17 protein-coding genes and 1 tRNA gene are annotated in these 21,877 nt (G+C 55.9%); 8 read left to right on the forward strand and 10 right to left on the reverse strand.

Annotation, left to right across the window (positions count from 1 at the left end):
• Positions 1-103 precede the first annotated feature (103 nt).
• Entirely contained in the window at positions 104-1,948 is a 1,845-nt protein-coding gene (locus JIN78_RS05485) for a DNA topoisomerase IV subunit B (protein ID WP_200390941.1), read from the forward strand.
• 52 nt (positions 1,949-2,000) lie between these two features.
• Here JIN78_RS05485 and JIN78_RS05490 read toward each other — a convergent pair whose 3' ends face one another.
• Positions 2,001-2,807, reverse strand: a complete 807-nt coding sequence (locus tag JIN78_RS05490; protein WP_200390942.1) for a tRNA threonylcarbamoyladenosine dehydratase — start codon at positions 2,805-2,807, stop codon at positions 2,001-2,003.
• A 13-nt stretch (positions 2,808-2,820) separates the two neighbouring features.
• A tRNA-Ser gene (locus JIN78_RS05495) sits at positions 2,821-2,908 on the reverse strand.
• A gap of 147 nt (positions 2,909-3,055) precedes the next feature.
• Between JIN78_RS05495 and trpE the strand changes: the two genes are divergently transcribed.
• Both trpE and pabA read left to right on the forward strand, forming a co-directional pair.
• The gene (trpE, locus tag JIN78_RS05500; RefSeq protein ID WP_200390943.1) at positions 3,056-4,567 is read left to right on the forward strand and encodes an anthranilate synthase component I; all 1,512 of its coding nucleotides are present in this window, start codon (positions 3,056-3,058) and stop codon (positions 4,565-4,567) included.
• A 2-nt stretch (positions 4,568-4,569) separates the two neighbouring features.
• Positions 4,570-5,133 (forward strand): aminodeoxychorismate/anthranilate synthase component II, encoded by a 564-nt coding sequence (gene pabA / locus JIN78_RS05505; protein ID WP_200390944.1) that lies wholly within the window; start codon positions 4,570-4,572, stop codon positions 5,131-5,133.
• A gap of 14 nt (positions 5,134-5,147) precedes the next feature.
• Here pabA and JIN78_RS05510 read toward each other — a convergent pair whose 3' ends face one another.
• The 8 genes from JIN78_RS05510 to JIN78_RS05545 form a co-directional block, all read right to left on the reverse strand.
• On the reverse strand, positions 5,148-6,287 hold the full coding sequence (locus tag JIN78_RS05510) for a VWA domain-containing protein (protein ID WP_200390945.1): 1,140 nt from the start codon (positions 6,285-6,287) through the stop codon (positions 5,148-5,150).
• Positions 6,288-6,290: 3 nt separating this feature from the next.
• Positions 6,291-8,516 carry a DUF5682 family protein gene (locus JIN78_RS05515; protein ID WP_200390946.1) on the reverse strand — a complete coding sequence of 742 codons (2,226 nt, stop codon included), beginning with the start codon at positions 8,514-8,516 and terminating at the stop codon, positions 6,291-6,293.
• Positions 8,513-10,735, reverse strand: a complete 2,223-nt coding sequence (locus JIN78_RS05520; RefSeq protein ID WP_200390947.1) for a DUF4132 domain-containing protein — start codon at positions 10,733-10,735, stop codon at positions 8,513-8,515. Before JIN78_RS05520 ends, JIN78_RS05515 begins: the two co-directional genes overlap by 4 nt.
• A 253-nt stretch (positions 10,736-10,988) precedes the next feature.
• Entirely contained in the window at positions 10,989-12,065 is a 1,077-nt protein-coding gene (locus tag JIN78_RS05525) for an ATP-binding protein (protein ID WP_200390948.1), read from the reverse strand.
• A 38-nt stretch (positions 12,066-12,103) separates the two neighbouring features.
• Complete coding sequence (locus JIN78_RS05530) at positions 12,104-13,618, reverse strand: DUF5691 domain-containing protein (protein ID WP_200390949.1); 1,515 nt, start codon at positions 13,616-13,618, stop codon at positions 12,104-12,106.
• A gap of 4 nt (positions 13,619-13,622) precedes the next feature.
• On the reverse strand, positions 13,623-14,954 hold the full coding sequence (locus JIN78_RS05535; protein ID WP_200390950.1) for an SWIM zinc finger family protein: 1,332 nt from the start codon (positions 14,952-14,954) through the stop codon (positions 13,623-13,625).
• Between the two features lie 109 nt (positions 14,955-15,063).
• Entirely contained in the window at positions 15,064-16,203 is a 1,140-nt protein-coding gene (locus JIN78_RS05540) for a LicD family protein (protein WP_200390951.1), read from the reverse strand.
• 418 nt (positions 16,204-16,621) lie between these two features.
• On the reverse strand, positions 16,622-17,674 hold the full coding sequence (locus JIN78_RS05545) for a hypothetical protein (protein ID WP_200390952.1): 1,053 nt from the start codon (positions 17,672-17,674) through the stop codon (positions 16,622-16,624).
• Between the two features lie 106 nt (positions 17,675-17,780).
• Here JIN78_RS05545 and JIN78_RS05550 point away from each other — a divergent pair, with 106 nt between their 5' ends.
• The 5 genes from JIN78_RS05550 to JIN78_RS05570 form a co-directional block, all read left to right on the forward strand.
• Complete coding sequence (locus JIN78_RS05550; RefSeq protein ID WP_200390953.1) at positions 17,781-18,221, forward strand: hypothetical protein; 441 nt, start codon at positions 17,781-17,783, stop codon at positions 18,219-18,221.
• The gene (locus JIN78_RS05555; RefSeq protein ID WP_200390954.1) at positions 18,218-19,228 is read left to right on the forward strand and encodes a hypothetical protein; all 1,011 of its coding nucleotides are present in this window, start codon (positions 18,218-18,220) and stop codon (positions 19,226-19,228) included. The genes JIN78_RS05550 and JIN78_RS05555 overlap by 4 nt, the downstream gene beginning before the upstream one ends.
• 751 nt (positions 19,229-19,979) lie before the next feature.
• Positions 19,980-20,624 carry a hypothetical protein gene (locus tag JIN78_RS05560; RefSeq protein WP_200390955.1) on the forward strand — a complete coding sequence of 215 codons (645 nt, stop codon included), beginning with the start codon at positions 19,980-19,982 and terminating at the stop codon, positions 20,622-20,624.
• Between the two features lie 22 nt (positions 20,625-20,646).
• Positions 20,647-21,270 (forward strand): hypothetical protein, encoded by a 624-nt coding sequence (locus tag JIN78_RS05565; RefSeq protein WP_200390956.1) that lies wholly within the window; start codon positions 20,647-20,649, stop codon positions 21,268-21,270.
• A partial coding sequence (locus JIN78_RS05570; RefSeq protein WP_200390957.1) for a hypothetical protein occupies positions 21,267-21,877 on the forward strand: 611 nt, incomplete at its 3' end. The genes JIN78_RS05565 and JIN78_RS05570, both read left to right, overlap by 4 nt.

Raw genomic sequence — 21,877 nt, forward strand, 5'->3', positions numbered from 1 at the left:
GAAATCAGGTGACGAAATTGTCACCTGGCGGGGCTTCATGCCTCAGGATGGCTCGAAGCGGCGTTGACCATCCTGCAGTCCCTTGATTAAGACCGCTTAAAGAATGGCTGGCTACACCGAAGACGACATCAAGAGCCTCGATTGGCGCGAACACATCCGCCTGCGCCCGGGGATGTATATTGGCAAGCTGGGGGACGGTTCTTCCCCGGACGACGGCATCTACATCCTGCTCAAGGAGGTCATCGACAACTCCATCGATGAATACGTGATGGGCTACGGCAAGGAGATCCGCATCGAGATCGATGAAGAAGGACGGGTGGAGGTGCGGGACTACGGCCGCGGCATCCCCCTCGGCAAGCTCTATGACTGCGCGGCCCAGATCAATACCGGGGCCAAGTATGACTCCGAGGCTTTCAAGAAGTCGGTGGGGCTTAATGGCGTGGGCATCAAGGCGGTCAATGCTCTCAGTTCTTTCTTCGAAATCCAGGCCTGGCGGGGGGGAGAGACCAAGGCCATCGAGTTCTCCAAAGGGGAAGTGGTCGATGAAATGAAGACTCCCCGCGACGACATCAGCGAGCCCGGCACCCGCCTCGCCTTCGAGGTCGACAATACCATTTTCCCCAAACGGGTGCGGTGGCGCGATGGCTACGTGGCCCGCATGTGCCGCTACTACTCCTTCCTCAATCCCGGCCTGTCCCTGGTCTTCAATGGCCAGCGCTTCAAGTCCAAGCATGGCCTGCTGGACCTCCTCCGCGAGGAAATGGAAGAGGAACCTCTTTATGAGCCCATCGTCTTGAAAGGTCCCGACATCGATGTCGTCTTCGCCCACACCTTGGGCAGCGGGGAAGAGTATTATTCCTTCGTCAACGGGCAGCACACCACCCAGGGGGGCACCCATTTGGCGGCCTTTCGCGAGGCCCTGGTCAAGACTTTGCGGGAGTTCTACAAAAAGCAATGGGATCCCGCCGACATCCGATCCGGCATTGAGGCTGCCATCAGCGTGCGTGTGGAGGAGCCGGTCTTTGAAAGTCAGACCAAGACCAAGCTCGGCAGCACCCATATGGCTCCCGAGGGCGAAACGGTGCGCACCTTTATCGGCAACTTTCTCAAGGAACAGCTCGACAACTACCTCCACCAGCATGGGGAGGTGGCGGAGGCCTTGCAAAAGCGCATTCTGCAGGCCGAAAAGGAACGCAAGGAGCTCAAAGGAGTGAAGAAGCTGGCCCGCGACCGGGCCAAACAAGCCAAGCTCCACAACAAGAAACTGCGCGATTGCAAGGCTCACTACGACACCAAGCACAAGCGCCGCGAGGAGACCACCATCTTCATCACCGAGGGCGATAGTGCCAGCGGCTCCATCACCAAGTGCCGCGACGTCGAGACCCAGGCCGTCTTTTCCCTGCGCGGAAAGCCTCTCAACACCTTTGGCCTCAGTCGCAAGATCGTCTATGAGAACGAGGAATTCGCCCTTCTGCAGGCGGCCCTCAATATCGAGGACGGTCTCGACAGCCTGCGCTACAACAAGGTTGTTATCGCCACCGATGCCGATGTCGATGGCATGCACATCCGCCTCCTGCTGCTCACCTTCGTGCTTCAGTTCTTCCCCGAACTCATTCGCGAAGGGCACCTCTTCATCCTGGAAACTCCGCTCTTCCGCGTGCGCAACAAGAAAAAGACGCTCTACTGCTACGACGAGGAGGAAAAGGATGCGGCTTTGGCCGAGTTGGGGAAAAATGCCGAGGTCACCCGCTTCAAGGGACTGGGAGAGATTTCACCCGATGAATTTGGCTTTATGATCGGGCCCGATATGCGGCTGGACCCCGTGCGCATGGAGGAGGGCAAGAGCCTCAAGGAAATGCTCACCTTTTACATGGGAAAAAACACCCCCGACAGGCAGGGCTTCATCATCGAAAATCTGCGCGACGACGTCGACTCGGCTGAGGTATAGGGACCCCTGCGGAGAGAGGGCCGTTCATGGGTCGTTCTCTAGCCAACTATCCTTACGGCTCGGCTCCGGCCAGGGCCGTGAGCACCACGGAGGCGATGGTGAAGCCGAAGGTGCCGATGATGGGGGTGGCCGTGCCGTAGCCTGCGTCGCAGCGCAGGCCCGGAGCGAGATTGGCCGGGCGTTCCGCGCTCACACAGCCATCAGCAGTGGGGTAGCGGGGGGCTTCGCTGGAAAAAACGGCCGTGATGCCGAATTTGCGGGCTTTTTTCCCTTCCCCGGTGGGGAAGTGGTAATGGGCCCGGAGGTCCTTGCGCACCTGGGCCATGAGGGCGCAACCGTGGGTGCGCGAGAGATCGGCCACTTCGATTTTGTCCGGACGCACCCGGCCCCCGGCCCCCCCGGAGCTCACCACCGGAATCCGTCTTTCCCGGCACTGGGCCAGGAGGTGGCACTTGGGGCGCATGGCATCAATGGCATCGACGACGAAATCGAAGCCTCCCGCAAAAATCGGGGCGGCATTCTTTTCGGTGTAAAATTCCTGCCGCACGTGGACCACGATTTCGGGATTGATCGCGCGCAGACGCTCGGCCATCACCAATGCCTTGGATTGGCCGATGGTCTCGCTGGTGGCATGGAGCTGGCGATTGGTATTGGTCACACAGAGGTCATCCAGATCGACCAGGGTGAGGGTGCCAATTCCCGAACGAGCGAGCGCTTCCGCGACCCAGCAGCCGACCCCGCCAATGCCAATGAGGGCCACGTGGGCTTTCAGAAAATGTCCCAAGGCTTCTTGACCATAGAGGCGGGCGATGCCGGAAAAACGGGCGAGATAAGACTCAGTGAAAAGGGACTCGGTCACGGGAAAAAGTCACTGGCAGAGGGGGTGGGATTCGAACCCACGGTACCTTTCGGCACGCCGGTTTTCAAGACCGGTGCATTCGACCACTCTGCCACCCCTCCGGTGAATCAGCGTCGAGCGGCGACCTTGCCCAACATTGCCAGCGAGGGCAAGAAAAGCTCGCGTATTTTTGCTATTTTTTTCCGAAAACCCGCTTTCATGGGGCAACAAAGTGTTGGCCTGCGGCAAATGCCCGCTAGGGTTCCGCCGTGCGAGCGATTGCGGTCAAACCTGAGAAAGAGGAGTTTTGCCAACTGGCAAAACAGGGCAATGTCGTGCCGGTATATGCCCAGTTGGCGGCGGATTTTGAAACTCCGTTATCGGCTTATCTGAAAATTCGCGATGGCAAGTGGGGCTTTTTGCTGGAGAGCGCGGAGAGCACCGATGCCAGTGGCCGCTGGTCCCTCGTCGGAACCAGTCCGCGAGGGGTCTTCCGCTCGCAAGGCCGCGATTGCGAGGTCGTCTGGGCCAACAACGAGCGCGAGACCTTCGTGGGCGATCCCCTCGCCGAGCTGGAAAAGGTGATGAGCCGCTATCAAGTGGTCGAGCATGGCGACGCGCCTCCCTTCTATGGCGGCGCGGTGGGCTATCTCGGCTACGATGCCGTGCGCACCTTCGAGCCCTCCATCCGGACCACTCCCGAGGATGATCTGGGACTTCCGGAATCCCTCTACATGATCGCGGGGGAATTGCTCATCTTCGACCACAAGCTGCGCCGCCTCTTCGTGGTGGCCAATGCCTTTCTCGATGAGCACGAAAGCGCCGAAGAGGCCTGGGCCGACGCCTGTGGCCGCATCGCCGCCCTTGAGGAAATGCTGGAACGTCCCCTGCAAGTGCCCGCGCTCAATGGCCTGGTGGACTATGAGATTCCCCCTGCGCGCAGTAATGTGAGCCAGGAGCGCTACGAGGAAAACGTGCGCCGGGCCCAGGAATACATCGCCGCCGGGGATGCCTTTCAAATCGTCCCCAGCCAGCGCTTCGAAACCGACTTTACCGGTGGTCCGACCGACCTCTACCGTGCCCTCCGTCACGTCAATCCTTCGCCTTACCTCTTCATCCTCGAGCTCGATGGGTTTTCCCTCGTGGGGAGTTCGCCCGAGACTCATGTCAAGGCCCTCGCCGGCCGCATCGATATTCGTCCCATTGCCGGAACCCGCTGGAGGGGCAAAACGGCCGAAGAGGATGATGCCCTCGCGGCCGACCTCCTGGCCGATGAGAAGGAGCGGGCCGAACACCTCATGCTCGTCGACTTGGCGCGCAATGACGTAGGCCGAATCGCGGAGCATGGTAGCGTCCAAGTCGATGACTTCATGATCGTGGAGCGCTACAGCCACGTCATGCACATCGTCTCCAATGTCAGCGGAAAGCTGGATGAAAGCCATAGTAGCTACGATGTTCTTCGGTCTACCTTCCCGGCGGGCACGGTCAGCGGAGCCCCCAAGATCCGGGCCATGCAGATCATCAACGAGCTGGAAACAACCAAGCGGGGAGCCTACTCTGGAGCAGTGGGCTACTTCGGTTGGGATGGCAGCCACGATTCCTGCATCGCTCTGCGCACGGTGCTCCTGAAAGACGGCAAGGCCTACGTGCAGGCCGGCGCGGGAGTGGTGGCCGATAGTGTGCCCACCTCCGAATACGAGGAAACCCGTAATAAAGCAGCCGGGATGCTGCGGGCCATTGGACTGGCCAAGACTCTTCTTAAAAACGAACAGAAAGGCTGATTATGCTGCTTGTTATCGATAACTACGATTCCTTTACATATAACTTGGTGCAGTATTTCGGCGAGTTGGGAGCCGAGATGAAGGTCATTCGCAATGACGAGCTCACTCTGGATGAAATCGAGGCCCTTGCTCCGGACAAAATCGTCATCTCTCCCGGTCCCTGCACCCCCAACGAGGCCGGGGTTAGTGTCGGTGTGGTGGAGCGTTTCGGAGGCAAGATTCCCATTCTCGGCGTTTGTCTTGGCCATCAGTCCATCGCGCAAGCCTTTGGCGGTGATGTTGTTCGGGCCGATCGTCTGATGCATGGTAAGACTTCCCTGATGCACCATAGCAATGCCAGCGTCTTTGCGGGACTCTCCGAGCCCTTCGAGGCCACGCGCTACCACTCCCTCATCGTCAAGCGCGAGACTCTCCCGGATTGTCTGGAAGTGACTGCTTGGACGGACGAGGGCGAGATTATGGGGCTGCGCCACAAAGAGCATGAGATCCACGGGGTGCAATTCCACCCCGAATCCATCCTCACCGCCGAGGGCAAGCAGCTGCTACAGAATTTCCTGACAGCCTGACCGCGTTGTGCCCTTCAATAGAGTTTGATTTCCTGCCGGCGGGCCCAGAGATGGAGGTCCTTCTTTGAGAGGGCGGCGGCCATGAGGTCGGGAAATTGGTCAGGAGTGCAGGCGAAGACGGGAACGCCGAGCGAGGACATCTTGCGCGCGTGGCTCTCGCTATACCAGGGCTGACCTTCATCGCTGAGGGCCAGAAGGGTGATCAAAGTGACGCCGGATTCGACCAAGCGAGCCGCAGTCTTGAACATGCCGGAGAGGTCGCCGCCTTCCTCCAGGTCGGAAATCAGGACCATCGTCGTATCCGTGGGACGCGTGATTTGGTCTTCGCAATAGCGGAGGGCCTTGTGGATATCAGTGCCACCGCCAAGCTGCGCGCCGAAGAGGAGATCCACGGGGTCATTCAGCTCGTCGGTGAGATCGACCACCGCCGTGTCAAAGAGCACGAAGCGGGTCGAGACGGTCGGAAGCGAGGCCATCACCGCGCCGAAAATCGAGGAATAGATGATGGAGGCAGCCATGGAGCCACTCTGGTCGAGGCAGAGAACAACGTCCTTCAGGGAGCTTCCTTTGCGTCCGTAGCCGATGAGCTTTTCCGGAATGATGGTGCGGTATTCCGGCTGATAGTTTTTGAGGTTGGCCCGAATGGTTCGTGGCCAATCGATTTCATTGAGCCGGGGGCGAGGGTTGCGAAGGTGGCGGGCTAGTGCCCCTTGCACCGCCGCGCGCGTGGGCTGCTCCAGTTTTTTGAGAAGCTCTGCGACCAGCTTGCGGACCACTTGGCGGGCGGTTTCGCGAGTCTCGTCAGGAATCAGGTGATTCATCGAGATGAGGGTGGAGACGAGATGGATATCGGGCTCGGCTTGCGAAAGAATCTCCGGCTCTAACAGGAGCTGGTGAAGGTTGAGCCGCTCGATGGCATCCTTTTGCATGACCTGCACCACGGGGCTGGGAAAGTATTTACGGATGTCACCCAGCCAGCGGGAGACATTGGGGCTGGATGCTCCTAGCCCGCCTCGTCGTTCACTACTGGCTTCATCGTAGAGAGCCTTCAAGGCGCTATCCATGCGAAGGTCGTCTTTGCCAAGAGACGGGGAAAGAGAGTCGGCGGATTCGCCAAGAAGGAGGCGCCAGCGTCGTTTTTCGGTATCGGTCATCGGTTAGGTCAGGCTGAGAAGTTCTTCGGCTCGCGCGATGACAGGGGCGGCTCGGTCAGGATCGATGTCCCAAGTGTCAGCGGGCGAGGTTTGAGGGTTGGTGAGATTCTCGTGTTCGAGAGTTTGCGCGATGCGTGATTTTTCCGGGCTCGTGAAGGCTCCAAAGGTTCGGCGCAGGAGAGGGAGAATGTTCTGGAAGTGGTCATCGGAGAGTCCGCCGAGCCACTGATGAATAAGGGCGAGAAGCGGTCGATCGTGAACGAGAAGCGTGCCTGAGCCCGCAAGAAATCCCTCCAGCCAGGTGGCGGAATCTTCGGGGGCCTGGCCTTGCGAGAGCGCACGATGGAGGAGGCGGGTGCTTTCCTCCATTTCGATGATTTGGGCATCACGGAGCAGGCGGGTTGCGAAGCCACGAGGTTGCGGGCTGGCTGTTTCTGCGCGAGCGAGACGCAATGCGGCTTGGTGGAAGTCAGTGAGAATTTCTTCGTCCCCGAGAGTCTGGACCGCTTGATGGTAGGAGCGAAGAATCACGGTCATCTCGCCTGCGGCTTCGGAATCGAGACCGGTGGTGGAGCTGACGAGTTCAATGTGCGCCCGCGTGGTGAGTTGAGAAAGTATCCGGAGGACGTGCGTGGCGTCCGTATCTCTCACATCCCCGTAGCGCGCGATGTTCACGAGGGTGGGGACCGAATTGAGAAGCTCCCGGGTGTCGTGTGAGGTGGCGGCTCGATTGTCGAGTTGGCGGAGAAGGACTTCGGTGGCCTGGGGAAGGACTGAAAGAAGGGAGAGGTCGAGAGCCTGCGAGATCTCCCGCAAAGTGCTGTCAGCGGGAATCTGGGCAAGACAGCTCGAGGCTGCCGTCTCCACGGTGTTTCCGAAAGATGAGGCGTCGATGATTGAGAGCACCAGTTCTGGTTTCCAGTGGAGTCGCCAAACTTCCTTGAAGGTGCCCTTGCTGCGGGCCCGCAGGGTTTTTCCCCACTTGATCTTGAGTATGAGAAGTCGGTGCAGAAACGCGCTTTTCTCGCGGCCTCGTTCTTCTCTCAAATCAAAGGTGACTTCCTTGACCGCTGCCGTGGGCTTGAGGCGGAGGCGCTTCTGGGTGGCTTCGATGTCCTTTTGCAGAGGGACGTCCGAAAGGCCGTCGGGAAGGGTTCCAAGTGATTTGCCAACGAGTAAGGGTTCTTCTAGTAGCGAGAGAGGGAGCTGTTCTCCGGCACAGAAAACGGTGCGAATCGCTTCCAAGCTTTCATCCAACCCTGGCCGGGGGCGGCCTCTCAGTCCGGCGAGAGAATCGGCGAGGCGAGTGGCCTCGATGATGGAGGCGGAAGAACCTTCCAAATCGTTCTCGCGGAGCACGCGGGCCGCTCGTGTGATCCAGCGAGCGGTGGGGAATTTTTTGCCTGCCCACAGGTGGTCATACCACCCGGGGGCCCGCACGCCGGCGCCGTAGCCACTGCGGAGGGTGAGCCTCTCGTTGGTCCAAGGGCTCCAAGTGGCGGAGATTTTGACTTTTGCGAGGCCTTTGAGGAGCTGGTTGTCTTGTCTTACGGGAACTTTAGTAGCTAGTGCGGGTGCGTGCCAGGCTCCGCAAACAACGGCGATGTCCTGGAAGCCATCTTTGGCCGCTTGTCTCATGCCGCGACGCATCCAAGCCTCGCGCAGGAGCGTGCGCCGGGTCTCGGGGAGGTCGAGTTCTTCTCTCAGGGCAGTGACTGCTTCCAGAATGGCGGCGAAGAAGTTTGAAGAAGATTCGCGCTCTTCGACCTTATCGTTCCACCATCTTTCTCCATCACTGTAGCCATCTGCGCGCGCAAACCAATTGAAGGGGTCTTCGCGAGGGAGGGATTCTTCTTCGGAAATCTCCTCCGTTTCGCTATCGTCGTCATCAGCGGAAGAGGGGGCTTCTTCGGTGTGCAGTGCAAAGGAGTGCGCGGCGGGGAGGTCAAAGGCTCGGACTGGGATATCGTTCTCTTTCGCCCAAAGGAGAGTTTGCCACTCGGGCGAATAGCGAGCGAAGGGGTAGAAGGCGGAGTTCTCAGGCTCGTCAGTCTGGTAGAGGAGCATCGCGACCGGAGGCTTCATCCCCTCGGTGCCCGCGTGCTCAAAGAGAACCTCGCTCTCGGTGGGTGACTCGAGCAGGATGAGGTCGTGGCTACTTTTGGAAAGAGCTTCTAACAAGCTGCGGGCGCAGCCGGGACCGTGGTGTCTGATGCCGTAGATGGTCATGAGCTTGCTCCTACGATGGCTTGGAGGTCAGTGACCGTTTCGGAATAGACGATGGAAGGGACTTGGCCGAAGGAGAGGACGCGGGGGTCATTTGTGCTACTGGGTTCGTCGTAGATGTAACTTCCGGTGGTGACGGTTTCAGCTTTGACGAAGTAGGCGCAACCGATTTCGACTTCCTCCATGGGGTCTTGGCCGACATACATGAAATTCATGAGCAAGAAGACATCCACACCAGCTCCCGGATAGGATTTGTAGTAGGCGGAAATGCCTCCCGCATCGACGACGGAACCTCGAGCCCAGCCACGCTTCTCCGCCCGAGAGCGGAAGGTGCCGCAGGAGAGTTTGGCTTTGTCGGCAGTTTTTAGCACTTTGCGATTCTTGTGAGAGCGGTCGAGTGTCGCGACGGGCCGTTCGAGTTGAGGAAAGGGTGGTTTGACCTTCATGCGGTCGAGGTGCTGCTGCCAGGCGAGGAGTTCTTCGGCCGGGAGGGAGAGGGGATGAAGGAGAGTGATGGAGCCGGATTGATTTTCGAGCTCAATGAGTTCGCCGGCGGCATTGGCCAAAAGACCGTTGGGATAGCGGCGGAAGGTGCGGCTGAGTTTGCCGGATTGGTCGAGGTGAGCCCAGACGAGGCTGGAGGCGTAGGACTGGAGGATGGGGTGAACTTCGAAGAGTTCCTGCCAGCGGGCGAGAGGCCATTGGCGCTGGCGGACGAGGGAAAGCTCAAGTCGCGCACTCTGGCCTTTCACCGTTTCCCGGATGAGCTTGCGGAGCGCTTTGAGGTCTTCCTTCGCGGTCTCGGGAAGAGTGGCAGGAGGAGACTTGGTTTCCTTCTCAGTAGTCGGATTGAGGAAGGTGAGTTTGAAGTTGGGCTGAAGAACAGCGAGTATTTCAGTGTCGGGCAGGGGGCGTTGATACTCGTTGTCGAAGCCGTGGTCGGGGACGATGAGGTCGGCGAGCTCATCGAGAGAAACTCCGCGAGCTTGCGCGGCGGATTCGAGGGCTGCGCGGCAGGCTTTTCCGATGTTCTTGAACTTGGTTCGGTAGCGAGTGGCGAGGGAATCGAGGAGGGTGAGGGCCTCGTCACCAGGGACGAGGGCGATGGCCTGGGCGGCCCATTCCGCCAACTTGTGGCGGGAGTTCAAGGCCCAGTCAGGAATGGGATTGAGGAGTTCGGGAAGAATACGCTGGTCGCCTAACAAGCCGCAGAGGGTGAGTGCCCAGCGGTCCTTCGCCGCTTGCTCCGAGGCGAGCCATTGTTGAAAGAGAGCGAGAGCGAAAGGGCCGGATTTGTCGGGATCGAGGTGGGGAAGGAGCGGCTGGATTTCGGGGGAGGCTTCGATGATTTTGTGCTTGGCTTGTTTGGCAATGAGAAAGGTGAGTCCGGCTTCAGGGAGCGGGTCGCCATCCCTCGTGAAAAGTTCCGGTAGAGTGGAGAGATCTAGCCAAGTCGTTTTGGGAAGCTCGAGTTGGGTCGCGGATTTGAGGATGTCGTCCATGGTCAGTTCGGGGAGAGTGGTTTCTACTTCAGTGCCACAAGCGGCGAGAGCGGCGTGGATAGCGCTGATGACTTTCTCTGATTTCTCGTTCTCGAGAGCGGTCGTGAGGGCAGGGATGGCAGCGCTCAAGCCTATCGCTTGCAGTAGGTTTGCGGCGCTGATGCGAATGTCAGCTTTTGGGGATGAAAGGAATTCTGCTGATTTTGCCAGTAGAGCCTCGGGAGAGGTTTTGGACAATCCCTTGATGGCAAGGTCGCGTTTGACTTTGCTCTTGTCGGAGAGGAGAAGCCAGAAGACCTCCTCAAAAAATTCGGGGCGGTGTTCGACGAGGGCTGTGAGTATGTCTTGCTGGTGTACTCTTTCGGGCTCCTTTTTGAGATTGGCGGAGCCAATGAGGCTCTCGAGTCTGGTGAAATACTCGTTAGCTTCGTCCTTGGTTAGGTTTGCGAGTTCTTGCAAGAGTCGCTCAAAGAGTGAGCCCTGAACTGTTCGGACATAAGATGACCAGTTTCTTGTTATGAGCAGAGGGGTAGAGAAGAGTTTTTCAGTGATTGCCCGACCATCATCATCCCAGTGCTGGATGAGTGACCTGTAAATGGTCTCCATCATAGAATCGTGAAGCAGTTGGAAGGAAAAGTTTTCATCCAGCGCTTGGTCGAAGAGAAGGCAGATTTCAGCTGGTTTCTTTTGCGAGAGTTCTGTGAAGGATTTTTCGTTCATGGACTATCCGGCTTTGAAGGTTTGTTTTTGAGGAGTGAGAGAAGAGGTATGGCATCGAGTTTTTTCGTGAGGGTGGAGAGGCATGGGTTGGGCGAGGTTGCGGGCTTAATTTTTTTACTTAGGAATCAATCAGATAGCGTTGAGGCTACGGTGAGAACAGGCCCTTGGCCTGTTTGGTAGAAGGCCCTTGGGACATGTGCCTTGAGTCTTGAGTCTTGGATGGCTACTTGAAATTGGCTGCCTCTGAGCGGCTTCATATTTGCTCCCGGCATGCTCGATAGAGGTCTTTCCAGCCGTCGCGTTCTTTGATGATGGTTTCGAGGTATTCGCGAAAGATGGCCGGGTCGTTGGAGGGGTCTTTGACGATGGCGCCGACCATGCCGCTGGCGAGGTCATGGGCGTTGACAGTGCCGTTGCCAAAATGACCTGCGAGGGAGAGGCCGTTGGTGACGACGGAGATGGCTTCGGCGGTGGAGAGGGTGCCGGAGGGGCTCTTGACTTTGGATTTGCCGTCCTCCGTCCCACCCGAGCGAAGTTCGCGGAAGACGGTGACCACGCGACGAATCTCCTCGAGTGCGGGCGGCTCGGCGGGGAGGGAAAGAGCTTGGGCCATGGAGCTGACGCGGGACTGGACAATTTCCACTTCGGTATCGAGTGACTTGGGGAGAGGGAGGACGACCACGTTGAAGCGGCGCTGGAGAGCGGAGGAGAGTTCGTTGACCCCGCGGTCGCGGGAGTTGGCGGTGGCGACGACGTTGAATCCCTGGGTGGCTTGAACCTCGGAGGAGAGCTCGGGGATGGGGAGGGTCTTTTCAGAAAGGATGGTGATGAGAGTGTCCTGCACGTCGGAGGGGATGCGGGTGAGCTCCTCGACGCGGCAGAGTTTGCCTTCCTTCATGGCATGAAACATGGGGGAGGGGACGAGCGCCTCTTCGGTAGGTCCCTTGGCGAGAAGCATGGCGTAGTTCCAGTTGTAGCGAATGGCTTCCTCCCCCGTGCCGGCAGTGCCCTGAATGAGGAGGGTGGAGTCGCCTGTGATGGCGGCGGTCAAGTGCTCGGAGACCCAGGATTTGGCGGTGCCGGGGACGCCTAACAGAAGGAGGGCGCGGTCCGTAGCAAGGGTGGCGACAGCGACTTCCATCAGGCGACGGTCGCCAATGTATTTCGGTGTGATGGTGGTGCCGTCTGGCAACGACGTTCCTAGTAGATAGTCGGTGACGGCCCACGGGGAGAGTTTCCAATTTGGGGGCTTGGGCTTGTCATCATGCGCGGTGAGGGCTTCGAGCTCGGAGGCGAAGAGGGTTTCGGCGTGTTCGCGGAGTTTGGACATGGGAAGAGTTTGTGAGTTTTCGGATTGAAAGTGTTCAGTCAGTGTCTGTTAGGGAAATGCTGGAGGTAGGATTGGCGGAATTCGAGGGTGAGGGCGAATTCTTCAATGACGGAGGGGAGGTCGTTGAGTTGGGAGATTTTCTGAAGAAGCAGGGGAATGGATGAGGGGTGGGGAGAAATGGCGAGGGCGGAGGCTTGGCCACGGTGGAGAGGGGGATTTTTTTGGGTGATGAACCACTCAATGAGCTTTGCGAGTTTGGGCTGGGTGACTGGATCGATGGGGATGGAACGACTCGCGAGGAGAGAGAGTTTTTCGCTCGGCTCAAGGGGGAGCAGTTCTAGGATGCGGCCCTGCAAGGCGGGGTCATCGGGCCAGTGACGTGAGTCGAGGAGGACCTTCCGGTCGAGTGTGGCGCCAAGCTGGCTTTTCTTAAAAAGTCCACCGGGCGCAAAGAAGGAGTAGACTGCGAGAGAGAGGTCCGGCTCGGCAGGGAAGTTTTGAAGGTTTTGAAGCCAAGCGGTGAGGATAGTGGATGACCAGTCGGGATCGAGCTTGAGCTTGCTGAAGATTTTGGTCGTGAGGCCTTGGGCATCGATCCAGTGGGAGAGGGGGTAGGCGGCGATGATTTGAGAGAGCCAAAAGTCTTTCTCGCCTTGCGACTTGGGAGGCTTCTCCTTGATTCCATCCTCAGACCAAGTGGGGTCAAAGGCTTGGGGTGGGGAGGCGGTGAGGGTGCTTCCCTTGCGCGTTAAGACGGATTGGAGCCGAGCAAGGGAGCGCTGAGAATAGTTCGACTCGGGGATGCGGAGAAGCGCTTGCCGGGCGAAGTTGCGGGTGGCTTGGCGACGGTCGGGGAGAGCGAGGTCTTCGAGCCAAGTGAGATGGGCGCAGTGAGGGTGGTTGGTGGTGAGTTTCGTGAAAAGCTCACGATCGTCAGGAGAATCGGAGGGCCAACTGGCGAGGATTGCGGAAGCTGCTTTTTCCGGTTCAGCAGCAAGGGTTTGCCGAAGCCAAGCCGCTCTTTGATTGTGGGTTCCAGTCTCCCAAATGTCATCGGAAAGGGGCTCTGGAGAGTAGCTGTTGAGAAAAATTTTCCAGTGTTCGTTCTGCGCGGCGAGCCACTGGCCCCGATTGCCAGAGGTTGCGATGGCGAGCGGGATGAGGATGGAGTGGCGTCGGCAGTGGTTGAAGAGAGCCGGGAGAAGACGGGGAGGGAGTAATTGGTTGTGACTGGCGACGAGGCGGAGATATTCGGGGAGAAGGTCGCTGTGGTCCCCATCAAGCATGCGAAGGGCGGGAGCGACGGCAGGCTCGGAGAGGTAAGGTAGGACTTCGTCCGCGGCGGGCGCGGGGGAGTCCGTGGCGGGGAGCGGCTTTTGCCCGGAAAGTCGAAGCAGGTTTTCAAGGGCTGCCGCTTGGAGAAGAGCGGCGGCAGGGTCCGGGAGGGTGGAAAGTTTTTCCCACGATGAGTCTAGTAGCTCGTGCGGTGCGGGCGGGAGCTGGGCTTGGCGGTTGGTGCCGAGGAGGGCGAGCGTGAGGAGTGAGGACTTCATGCGCTTATTGTGGAATGGGGCTCAGGCTGAACCATGAGTTTCCGTCGGCTGCGGAGTGAACAATACAATGGTGGCCATTCCATTCCCCCGCGAGGGCGGTGGGACGACCCCCACAGAGGCTGAGGAGGAGCTCGCCGTCCTTCTCTCGCGCGTGCCAAGGGAGGGCGTCACCGTTCCTATCGATGAGGGTTCTGAGGTCGCTGGAAGGCTGGGCTTGCATGAGGAATGGGATACGGGTGCGCCAAGGATTGAGCGCGAGGGTCGAGGAGGCCCGTTGAAGGAGGCTGGAAACGGTATCGGGTGGCTCGGGGATTCCGCAGGGCTGGGAGGGGGCGGTTTCGAGGCGGGGAAGGATGCGGTCAGCGGCGAGTCCGGGGTAGAAGAGGAGCTCGGTCTCGACTGCATTGCCGAGGGGCCAGTGTTCCACCGGGCGTCCGGGAAGGGCGGAGAAGGTGAGCTTGAGGGCCCATTTTTTACTAGCTATTCCGTAGAGCCAGGTCGAGCTGGTGAGAAGGCGTTCGTTTTCCGTGAGCGAACGGCTGGCGACGAACCATTGGTCGGTCACTCCAGTCTGCTTGAGAAGTTCCTCCTTGTCCGGAGTCCACCCGACGAGCTGGGAGACTTCTGAGGCCAGGGCGGGCTCGAGGGTGTCGCGCTTGCGGTAGGTCTGGAGAAGGAGATGAAGGGAACCGAGCTCGTGGAGGAGTCGCGATTCCCAGTCAGGAGAAGAGGACGGGATTTCACCGAGGCGTCGCACGTGACCAGCCAGGCCGGTTGCCTGACTATCGATGAGACGGCGTGCGAGCTCTTCCCAAGTCTGATACTGCGTCACCTGGTCTTGGGTGAGGCCATTGCGGACCCGATCGAGAAGAAATTGGTCGAGAAGCTCGATGCCATCGTCAATGCGGGCCGCTTTCTTTTCCACGCGTTTGGTAGCGGCAGCCTCGTCCTTGGGTTTGGCGGTTCTTTTCTTCGCGGCGCGTGCGGCTGACTTTTCCGCGCGCTCCTTGCGTCCTTCGAGCCATTCGGCGACCCACTTGGGTGGCTCGGAGGTCTTGAGAATTTCCGGCTTTTCGGCGGCAAGAAAGAGGAGCCCAAGGGCGTGTTTACAGGGAAACTTCCGCGAGGGGCAGGAGCATTTGGTGGCGAATTCACCGAGAACGACCTGAGTTTGATAGGGGTTTTTCCCTGAGCCTTTGGCGAGACCCCAAAGAACGCTTTGATCCGTTCCGAGGTCGGTCCATTTGGTGGCGGCTGCGAGTCCACGACCAGCTTTGAAGGAAGCCGCGTCGGGGGCAAGGGCCGTGACTTGATCGGCAGTGAGCACGAGCACCATCTTGCCGACATATTTCTACCCTTAGCGAGCGAAAAGGATTCTCTTCGGGGAGCTTGTTGGTCTCGGCTTGATCGCGCGGGCTCCAGTCCCTGGCCTCTCTCACGCAATCCTAATTCGATTCCTGAGCGGCTTGTGCTTGAGTGCTGGTGTGGGAGCAGAGAGACCTTTTTTCCTCACATGGCTCTTTCCTCTCTCTGTTCGACAAGCTGGGATGCTTGCTCCAGTCGAAGGGATACTTTTTTCGCATCAAATCCTCGACCGCCTCACGGCGAAAGGCCCTGGTCGTGACTCCCTGGTATATAGCATCTTCCACCGCGCTCTCTAAGAGGGCGGGGTTCGGTCTTTCTTCCTGTGGTGACCAACTGTCACGCCAGGCTCCTTCCTTATAAATGAAGGTCACGAGATCGAGCCCGCCGACATCGTTCGGAAACAGGTGGTCGCTGTCTCTGAGACGCCATTTCATCAATTGCCGCTCGCTGGATGGGTCGTGGGTGAAAATTTCAAGCTTCACTCCCTCCCTTTCGAAATAGCGGAGCCAATTGTTTGAGAATCCGCGATGCCGAGGAACAATATTTTTGGGTTTGCAAGCATTAACCCAGAGTGCTCGGATTTTCGGAAAGTCTTCGGGATGAATCAAAAGGTCGATATCATCATCCCAAGGTAGAAAACCTCCACTCACATAGTAGCTAGTTAGATTGGCTGCCTGGAGCGAGTAACGAATACCCTCCTCCTCGGCATAACGATGAAAGAGTCCCAGAAGAGTGAGTAGGGTTTTGTGGACGGCTTCCAACTCCGGGGAAAAAAGTGGCCAGCCTTGATGGCAGCTCACCACTCCGGCCATGGGCATCTCATAGCCTTTGTAATGAAGCGTTGGGATCTGTTCCTTATCGCCTGCGGTGATTGAATCGCGCGGAAGAATGATGAACTCAGAGGCAGAATTCTTTTTCTGACAATACTCGATATCAAGGGCCACCCAGTGCCTGGCTGGAGGCGTGCCCGGAAGCATCACAGACAGATAGCCATCGCCAGCTAACAGAGGATGAAGCACTTCAGTTAAGAAATCTCTTCCCCAGAGGTGCTCTGGCCTGCCTTCGGCTCGTTTCAAAGCCAGAGTTCTCTGCAACCATTCCCAGAGTTTAAGGTGCTTCTTGGTTCCCCAACCGTTGGCTTGCAAGGCGCAATATTTCTCGGGACTAGAACTCCATGTGTCGAGGAAGCGCCAAGTCGCTACCGGGGCCTCTGCGAGCATTCGGGTGCGCGCCACATCATCGGCGGCATACCAAAACCGGTTTGGCGGAGTGAAGGTTGTGCCCCCGGTTCGGTCTTCGCCTAGGGCGAGAAGAGGGGCCAGCTCTGGAGGTATTCCAGCCTGCTCTGGCACAAGAGCCACCTCACAGCCGAGGTCGAGAAATCTCGGGACCTCCGCTTCTTCCTCCTCGCAGAGATAGACTCGCGACCCCGTCTCCGGCTGTTCCTCCCGCAATCGTTCACACCCCTTGGCGATGAGTTCGAGATGGTAACTTTCCCATTGAGCGGGCAGGTAAGTGCAGACGAGGCTCGGATGATCTCGCGCTTCCAGGAGGGTCCAGCTTTCGGGGAGTATTTGCAGACCTCTCCCCCTTCGCGGATGGGGGAGGTCCTCGGACTGAGTGAGGTCGGCAAAAAGATCAGTCCAAGGCATGGATGGAGGCAGGTGTAGTTTGAGTTTGTGGAGCCTTCTCTTTGCGGTGCAGTCTCTTCTCAATCTGAGGTAGTTTCGCGAGCTCGGGATCACTGTGATACATGATTTCCGATTTCGGGTTGGCCCAGGTGCAATATTCAATGTCAAGGGCAAACCATTGGTTGAGAGCGTGATCATTCCATGGGACAAAGGTGAGGACTCCTTCGAAGGCCATGCGGGGGAACATGACCGCGAGAAGAAACCACTCGTCGAAGCCATAGTCTGGCCAACGGGTGGCAAAGATGTTCTGCGCTGTGGAACCGATAGTGACTTGGGTGGGGAAGGTAGCTTTCTCGTGATGCCAGAGAAACGCACTCATGAGTTCGCTCATGGGGTAGCTTTTCGCCGATCCAAATTGACACGCCAGGATGGGACGATAATGAGTGGGCGCTGCCCTGCGAGTCTCCTCGGCCCCAAAAGTATAGGGCACCCGCCAATGGCCCAGCCCGGCTTTTGCCACCAGTTCAGTCCGCTCGACATCGTAAATTACGTCGTGGGCCCGATCCGCATCCGTAATCGTTACCAGACAGTTCTCCTCCTCCATGGCTAGAAAGCGCCACATCGCGCCCGGATTGTGCGCAATGGACGAGGTTTCCATCACCAAGACCTCACACCCAGCTTCCAAGAGATCGGGTAGCAGGAAGGAGAGGTCCCGGGCGAGATAGACGCGGAAGATGACATCCGGTCGATTGTCCAAGAGCCGTTTTGCTCCTCTCAGAAGAGGCTCGACATAGTGCTCCCACGGATGATTGATTCGAGTGGTGATACCGTGCGAGGCAGGATTGAGCAGAACCTCTCTGGTCAGGAGGGGGAAGTCTGGTTCGTGCGAATTGGCCGGTTTCCAGAAGAGACTGGAGGCAACGACATGGTGGCCCTCGTCGCTTTTCTCATCCCGGTCCACTCGTCTACGGAGGGGCGGATGCACTTCCGCAACGCGAAAGAGGCCTGCCCAATGCTCTTTTTCCGCTGGCGAAGCTTTATCAGTGAAAGCGTCGAGCATGTCGTCGTCTAAAAAAGGAAAAATAGTAATCCAACTCACAAGAAAAGTCTTGCCATGCCCCCCCCCCCCTCATGGCAAGTTCAAAACGAACCTTGAGTTTGATTACATGAATATCACACGACGATCTTTTGTAAAGCGCACGGCTTTCACCGCCGCCGCTGTGACGGTTTTAGGGCAGGGAGTGGCTTTGGCTACTAACACCGGTTTGGTCTCTTGTAATAAATATGATAAGATTTCGAAATATTTTACTATACATGCAACGATTGGGCAAACCGATGGAGGCGGAGTATACGGGAGTGAAGAGTCGGCTTGGGATGCGGCGGTCGCTCAGTTGGAGACATTATTGAGAAATGGGAATCTTGTGACGCCAGGGCCCTCCACAAGCGGGTGTGTAGATGGTATGACAGAGTGCAGAGAGGTAGTTAAAGTTCCCCTTGCCCCTCAGCCGATGATAGCAATTAAGCCATTTTCTCAGAATGGCACAAACGGTTTTGTTTTTGAATTGACGATTCCTGAGGGAGGAATAACTATTTATTATTATAAATGAATGTTCTGCGTAGCGTGTCGATTGTTGTCTTGGTGATTGCTCTGCTTGGAGGGGGGCTTCAGCATTTTAGGTCCTTCGTGGAGAATGTGGGCAGGGAAGAGCTACAAAGAACGGGGCCCGATTCCAAGTCTCAGAATGCGAATCGGAAATCAGAAAACATTTCTAAAAGAGACGATTTCTGGAGTAAATCATTGGTGGTTTCAGAGCCAATGTATACAACTGATCCAATCGAGGAAAAATTAGATGATCTTAAGAATTATGTAGAGTCTGGATCGTCGGATGTTTTGATTAATCTTCTTCAAGAGATAAAATCTAGAGATGTAGGTCCAAGAAATTTGTTTTTATATAGGTTGTATACAGGTCTTTCGAAGGCGTCTCTCGAAGAGCCTCGGAAGTTTCAATGGATTTTTGAAAATTTCGATAAGATTTCGATGGTCCTTAATGAATATTCCGGCTCTGGTGTCGGTCGATTTGCATTTGGCGCAAAATTGTCACAGGAGATTTATTGGAATCTAAAAAAATTAGAGATTGATTGGGTTGACGAGCTTGAGTATCTACCCAGCGGGGATTGTAAAATGGAGATGCGTGATTGGCTGCTTCCGTATGCAATGGTTGATGATTTGGATTCGCATGTTTATTTATATGATGAGTTAACCGAAGAAAGCAGAAGTGTTGTTGAACAGAGTCTGATGGAAATTTCTTCCTTAAACAACAAGAATCAGTTTTTTGCGTTGGGGTTATATCTCGACCAAGGAGGTGAAAAAGGTGTTCAGAAGGAAGTAGTGGATGGTTGGTTTGTTAACGACGAATGGGTTATTTCGCATGCTAGCGAATTGTCAATAATGATTGAAAATGCAAGTAGTGGGCCCAGAAAAGACTTGGTTTTGGGTAAGATTTCCCTATCTTTGTGTGACGAGTTTCCCGATGAATCCATGTTGTGGTTGGGTGAAATAGAAGATGCTGAATACGCTAAGGTAGTCAAGGCTGAGATGATGAAGAGGCGATGACTGTTATGGTTGATACGCATTGGGGCTCATTCACCAGAGCGCCATGCCACGTGATCGTTGGTGTTAGGTCAAGGCTATGGTGCACTATTCCTATGGGGTATTTGCGGAGGCGGCGGCTTCCGTTAATGTGACAGGGTTTAGATCGTGTTGACGAAATTTAATCTATTCAAGGTCACCGAAATCCGGCGATCTGTCGCTACTTTGAGGAATAAAACGACAAAGATGCCGGATGTGGGTAGTGACCTGAATCTTTCGCAAATTGGTTTCAAGTCGGGACCAAAGGATGCTCCTATCAGAGTTTTCTTTTGCAGAGTTTTCTCTATGCTTGTCGTGAGTTGGGCGAGAATCTTGTCCATTGGAACGGGGAGGTGGTCGAGGCGGAGGTGAAGGGGTCATTCTATTTGGCGCAAGGCGCGCAATGACTCCGCACAGAAGAGGCTCGACAGAGTGCTCTCAAGGATGATTGATTCGAGTGGTGATACCGTGCGAGGCAGGATTGAGCAGAACCTCTCTGGTCAGGAGGGGGAAGTCTGGTTCGTGCGGGTTGGCCGGTTTCCAGAAGAGACTGGCCGCAACGGGATGGGGGGCCTCGTCGCTATTCTCAGCCCGGTCCACTCGTCTACGGAGGGGCGGATGCACTTCTGCAACGCGCAAGAGGCCTGCCCAATGCTCTTTTTCCGCTGGCGAAGCTCTCATCAAGCGTCTGGCCTTCTCTGCCGCCGCTGTGACGGTTTTCGGAAGGGCAACAGTCTTGGCAGATATTAAGGGGGAAAGTGGCGGGACTGCAGAAGCAAAATGTGTTCGGTTCATTGAATGCTTCAGAGAACTGCCGTTGGGCCAATTCAAAATTGCTAGGTCGAATCTCGGCTCATCCTGTTCAAAGATTTATCCAGCCGCTCCACAAAAATGGAATGACTCAGGGCGTTCTAGCCGTCATGATTTCGCCTGGTTCGTATACTGGTGGAAATTTGATGCCCCTCCTGTTCAAAGCTCGGCTGTTCCTACTGCTGGCGGCTTATTTCAATTCGATGTTCAAGTTTTCGTAGCTGTCGCGAGAAAAAGCTTCTGGTTTAGTGGAGACAAACGGAAGGTTTTCGCGCCGAAACGTGTAGTAATCCTCTCCGTTCAGGCCCGTTGGAATTGGCATGGCGATAAATGTGAGTTTGCACTTGTGTCTGACAGCCATTCCCCCGAGTCCGAAACCCGGCAGTTCATCGTAGGTGAATCACAACAGCCAAGAGGGATCTGGCATTCTACTCCGGTTCCGACACCAGACCCGATCGGGCCTTGTGAGTGGCAAAGCCAAATCGTTGAAATGCCTGATTGCAATCCCCCACTGAGAGGTTTTTCTTCTATCGGAACCATGAAGACGCTTGATGGCGATTTGTGTCCTTGAAATGAGATTCTTTTAGGCAACAATGAAGATTTTTACTATTTTTCCAGTATTATTCGCACTAGGATTTTTGTCGTCGTGTGAACGGCAGGAGACGAAAGATGGCCCGCAGTCTACTTCGTCACCGCAGGTTTCCTCGAAAAGTCATCACGGAGAGTCGTCGGTCAGTCATCGAGATCGTGAAGGAAAAGATGTCCCTGCGAAACCGGCTGACTATGAATCCTTATCGCAATCCCTCCGGGACGATTATAGTTCCTATCAATTTGTCGCTGATAAGGCTTTTTTCGAGATCAGAGACCCAGATAAGAGAGCGAAGCTGCTGTTTTCATGTGCTAGAATAGCAGCGGAGAGAAATGATTTCGGTTTCATTGATGACGTGATGGAAAGTATAGGAGCGGGAAGCCTGCGGAGGCAAGTGATGAATACCTATTTCCAGCTATTGGTGACAAAAGAAAACCTAAGAGAGCATATTTATCTGTTGGAAAAATTTGAATATGATGACGACTTTAGGACGGCAGCCATTGCCTTTCTTGTGGAAATGGAGGAGGATGATATCACATGGTTTCAACGAGAAACTAAGATTGATGAGAAGATTAAAGAGAAAATGATGGAAGTTGATAGTCTGATGTCTCGTCCTAAATTTCAATGAAGAGTATCTCTCCATTTCGCCGAATCCTTGTATCCATCCTCACCGTGGTATCGGTTGGGGTGTTGATTTGCGCTATGCAATTTTCTCTGTTTGATAAGAATCGGAAGGATCTGGTATCTTCTTCTGTGTTCGAGCATCGAAGTGACAAGGATAAAGATGATAATAATGAAATTAACTCGACCCCGGCTGCTTCAAGTGTCGAAACCATAGTTAGCCAGATATGGGGTGAACATTCGTCTGTTGTTGGGCCTTCCGAGTTTGCCGATTTAGTGGCAAGTGAGCCTGGTTCTGTTATTCCCGCTGCTTTAGCTGCTGCGTCAAGCAGTCAGACTATTACAAGGAATGAAATGGATATGATTGTCAAAATAATTGCTGAATTCTTGGCAAAGAATGAGACGTTTCTTCTTGCAAATGAAAGCTCGATAATTAGCTCCGTCTCAGGCGATTTTAGATTCCGTTTTATAGAAGCGCTCTTATTCGAACTTGGGCGGAACATGGTTATGTCTCCAGAATTCACACTACACGACAAAAATCGAGCACGTAACGCACTGAAAATAAGGAAAAAATACGCAAAAAAGGCTTGCAATGTCGGTGGCCGCCCAAAATT

Source organism: Roseibacillus ishigakijimensis (assembly GCF_016595415.1).
Classification (GTDB): Bacteria; Verrucomicrobiota; Verrucomicrobiia; order Verrucomicrobiales; family Akkermansiaceae; genus Roseibacillus; species Roseibacillus ishigakijimensis.

Bases quoted from the DNA above. Each gene is read 5' to 3' on its own strand.
- JIN78_RS05530 (WP_200390949.1), bottom strand. From the start codon at position 13,618: ATGAAGTCCTCACTCCTCACGCTCGCCCTCCTCGGCACCAACCGCCAA.
- JIN78_RS05535 (WP_200390950.1), bottom strand. From the start codon at position 14,954: ATGGTGCTCGTGCTCACTGCCGATCAAGTCACGGCCCTTGCCCCCGAC.
- pabA (WP_200390944.1), top strand. From the start codon at position 4,570: ATGCTGCTTGTTATCGATAACTACGATTCCTTTACATATAACTTGGTG.
- JIN78_RS05565 (WP_200390956.1), top strand. From the start codon at position 20,647: ATGAAGATTTTTACTATTTTTCCAGTATTATTCGCACTAGGATTTTTG.
- JIN78_RS05555 (WP_200390954.1), top strand. From the start codon at position 18,218: ATGAATGTTCTGCGTAGCGTGTCGATTGTTGTCTTGGTGATTGCTCTG.
- JIN78_RS05550 (WP_200390953.1), top strand. From the start codon at position 17,781: ATGAATATCACACGACGATCTTTTGTAAAGCGCACGGCTTTCACCGCC.
- JIN78_RS05510 (WP_200390945.1), bottom strand. From the start codon at position 6,287: ATGACCGATACCGAAAAACGACGCTGGCGCCTCCTTCTTGGCGAATCC.
- JIN78_RS05540 (WP_200390951.1), bottom strand. From the start codon at position 16,203: ATGCTCGCAGAGGCCCCGGTAGCGACTTGGCGCTTCCTCGACACATGG.
- JIN78_RS05520 (WP_200390947.1), bottom strand. From the start codon at position 10,735: ATGAACGAAAAATCCTTCACAGAACTCTCGCAAAAGAAACCAGCTGAA.
- JIN78_RS05485 (WP_200390941.1), top strand. From the start codon at position 104: ATGGCTGGCTACACCGAAGACGACATCAAGAGCCTCGATTGGCGCGAA.
- JIN78_RS05525 (WP_200390948.1), bottom strand. From the start codon at position 12,065: ATGTCCAAACTCCGCGAACACGCCGAAACCCTCTTCGCCTCCGAGCTC.
- JIN78_RS05545 (WP_200390952.1), bottom strand. From the start codon at position 17,674: ATGCTCGACGCTTTCACTGATAAAGCTTCGCCAGCGGAAAAAGAGCAT.
- JIN78_RS05515 (WP_200390946.1), bottom strand. From the start codon at position 8,516: ATGACCATCTACGGCATCAGACACCACGGTCCCGGCTGCGCCCGCAGC.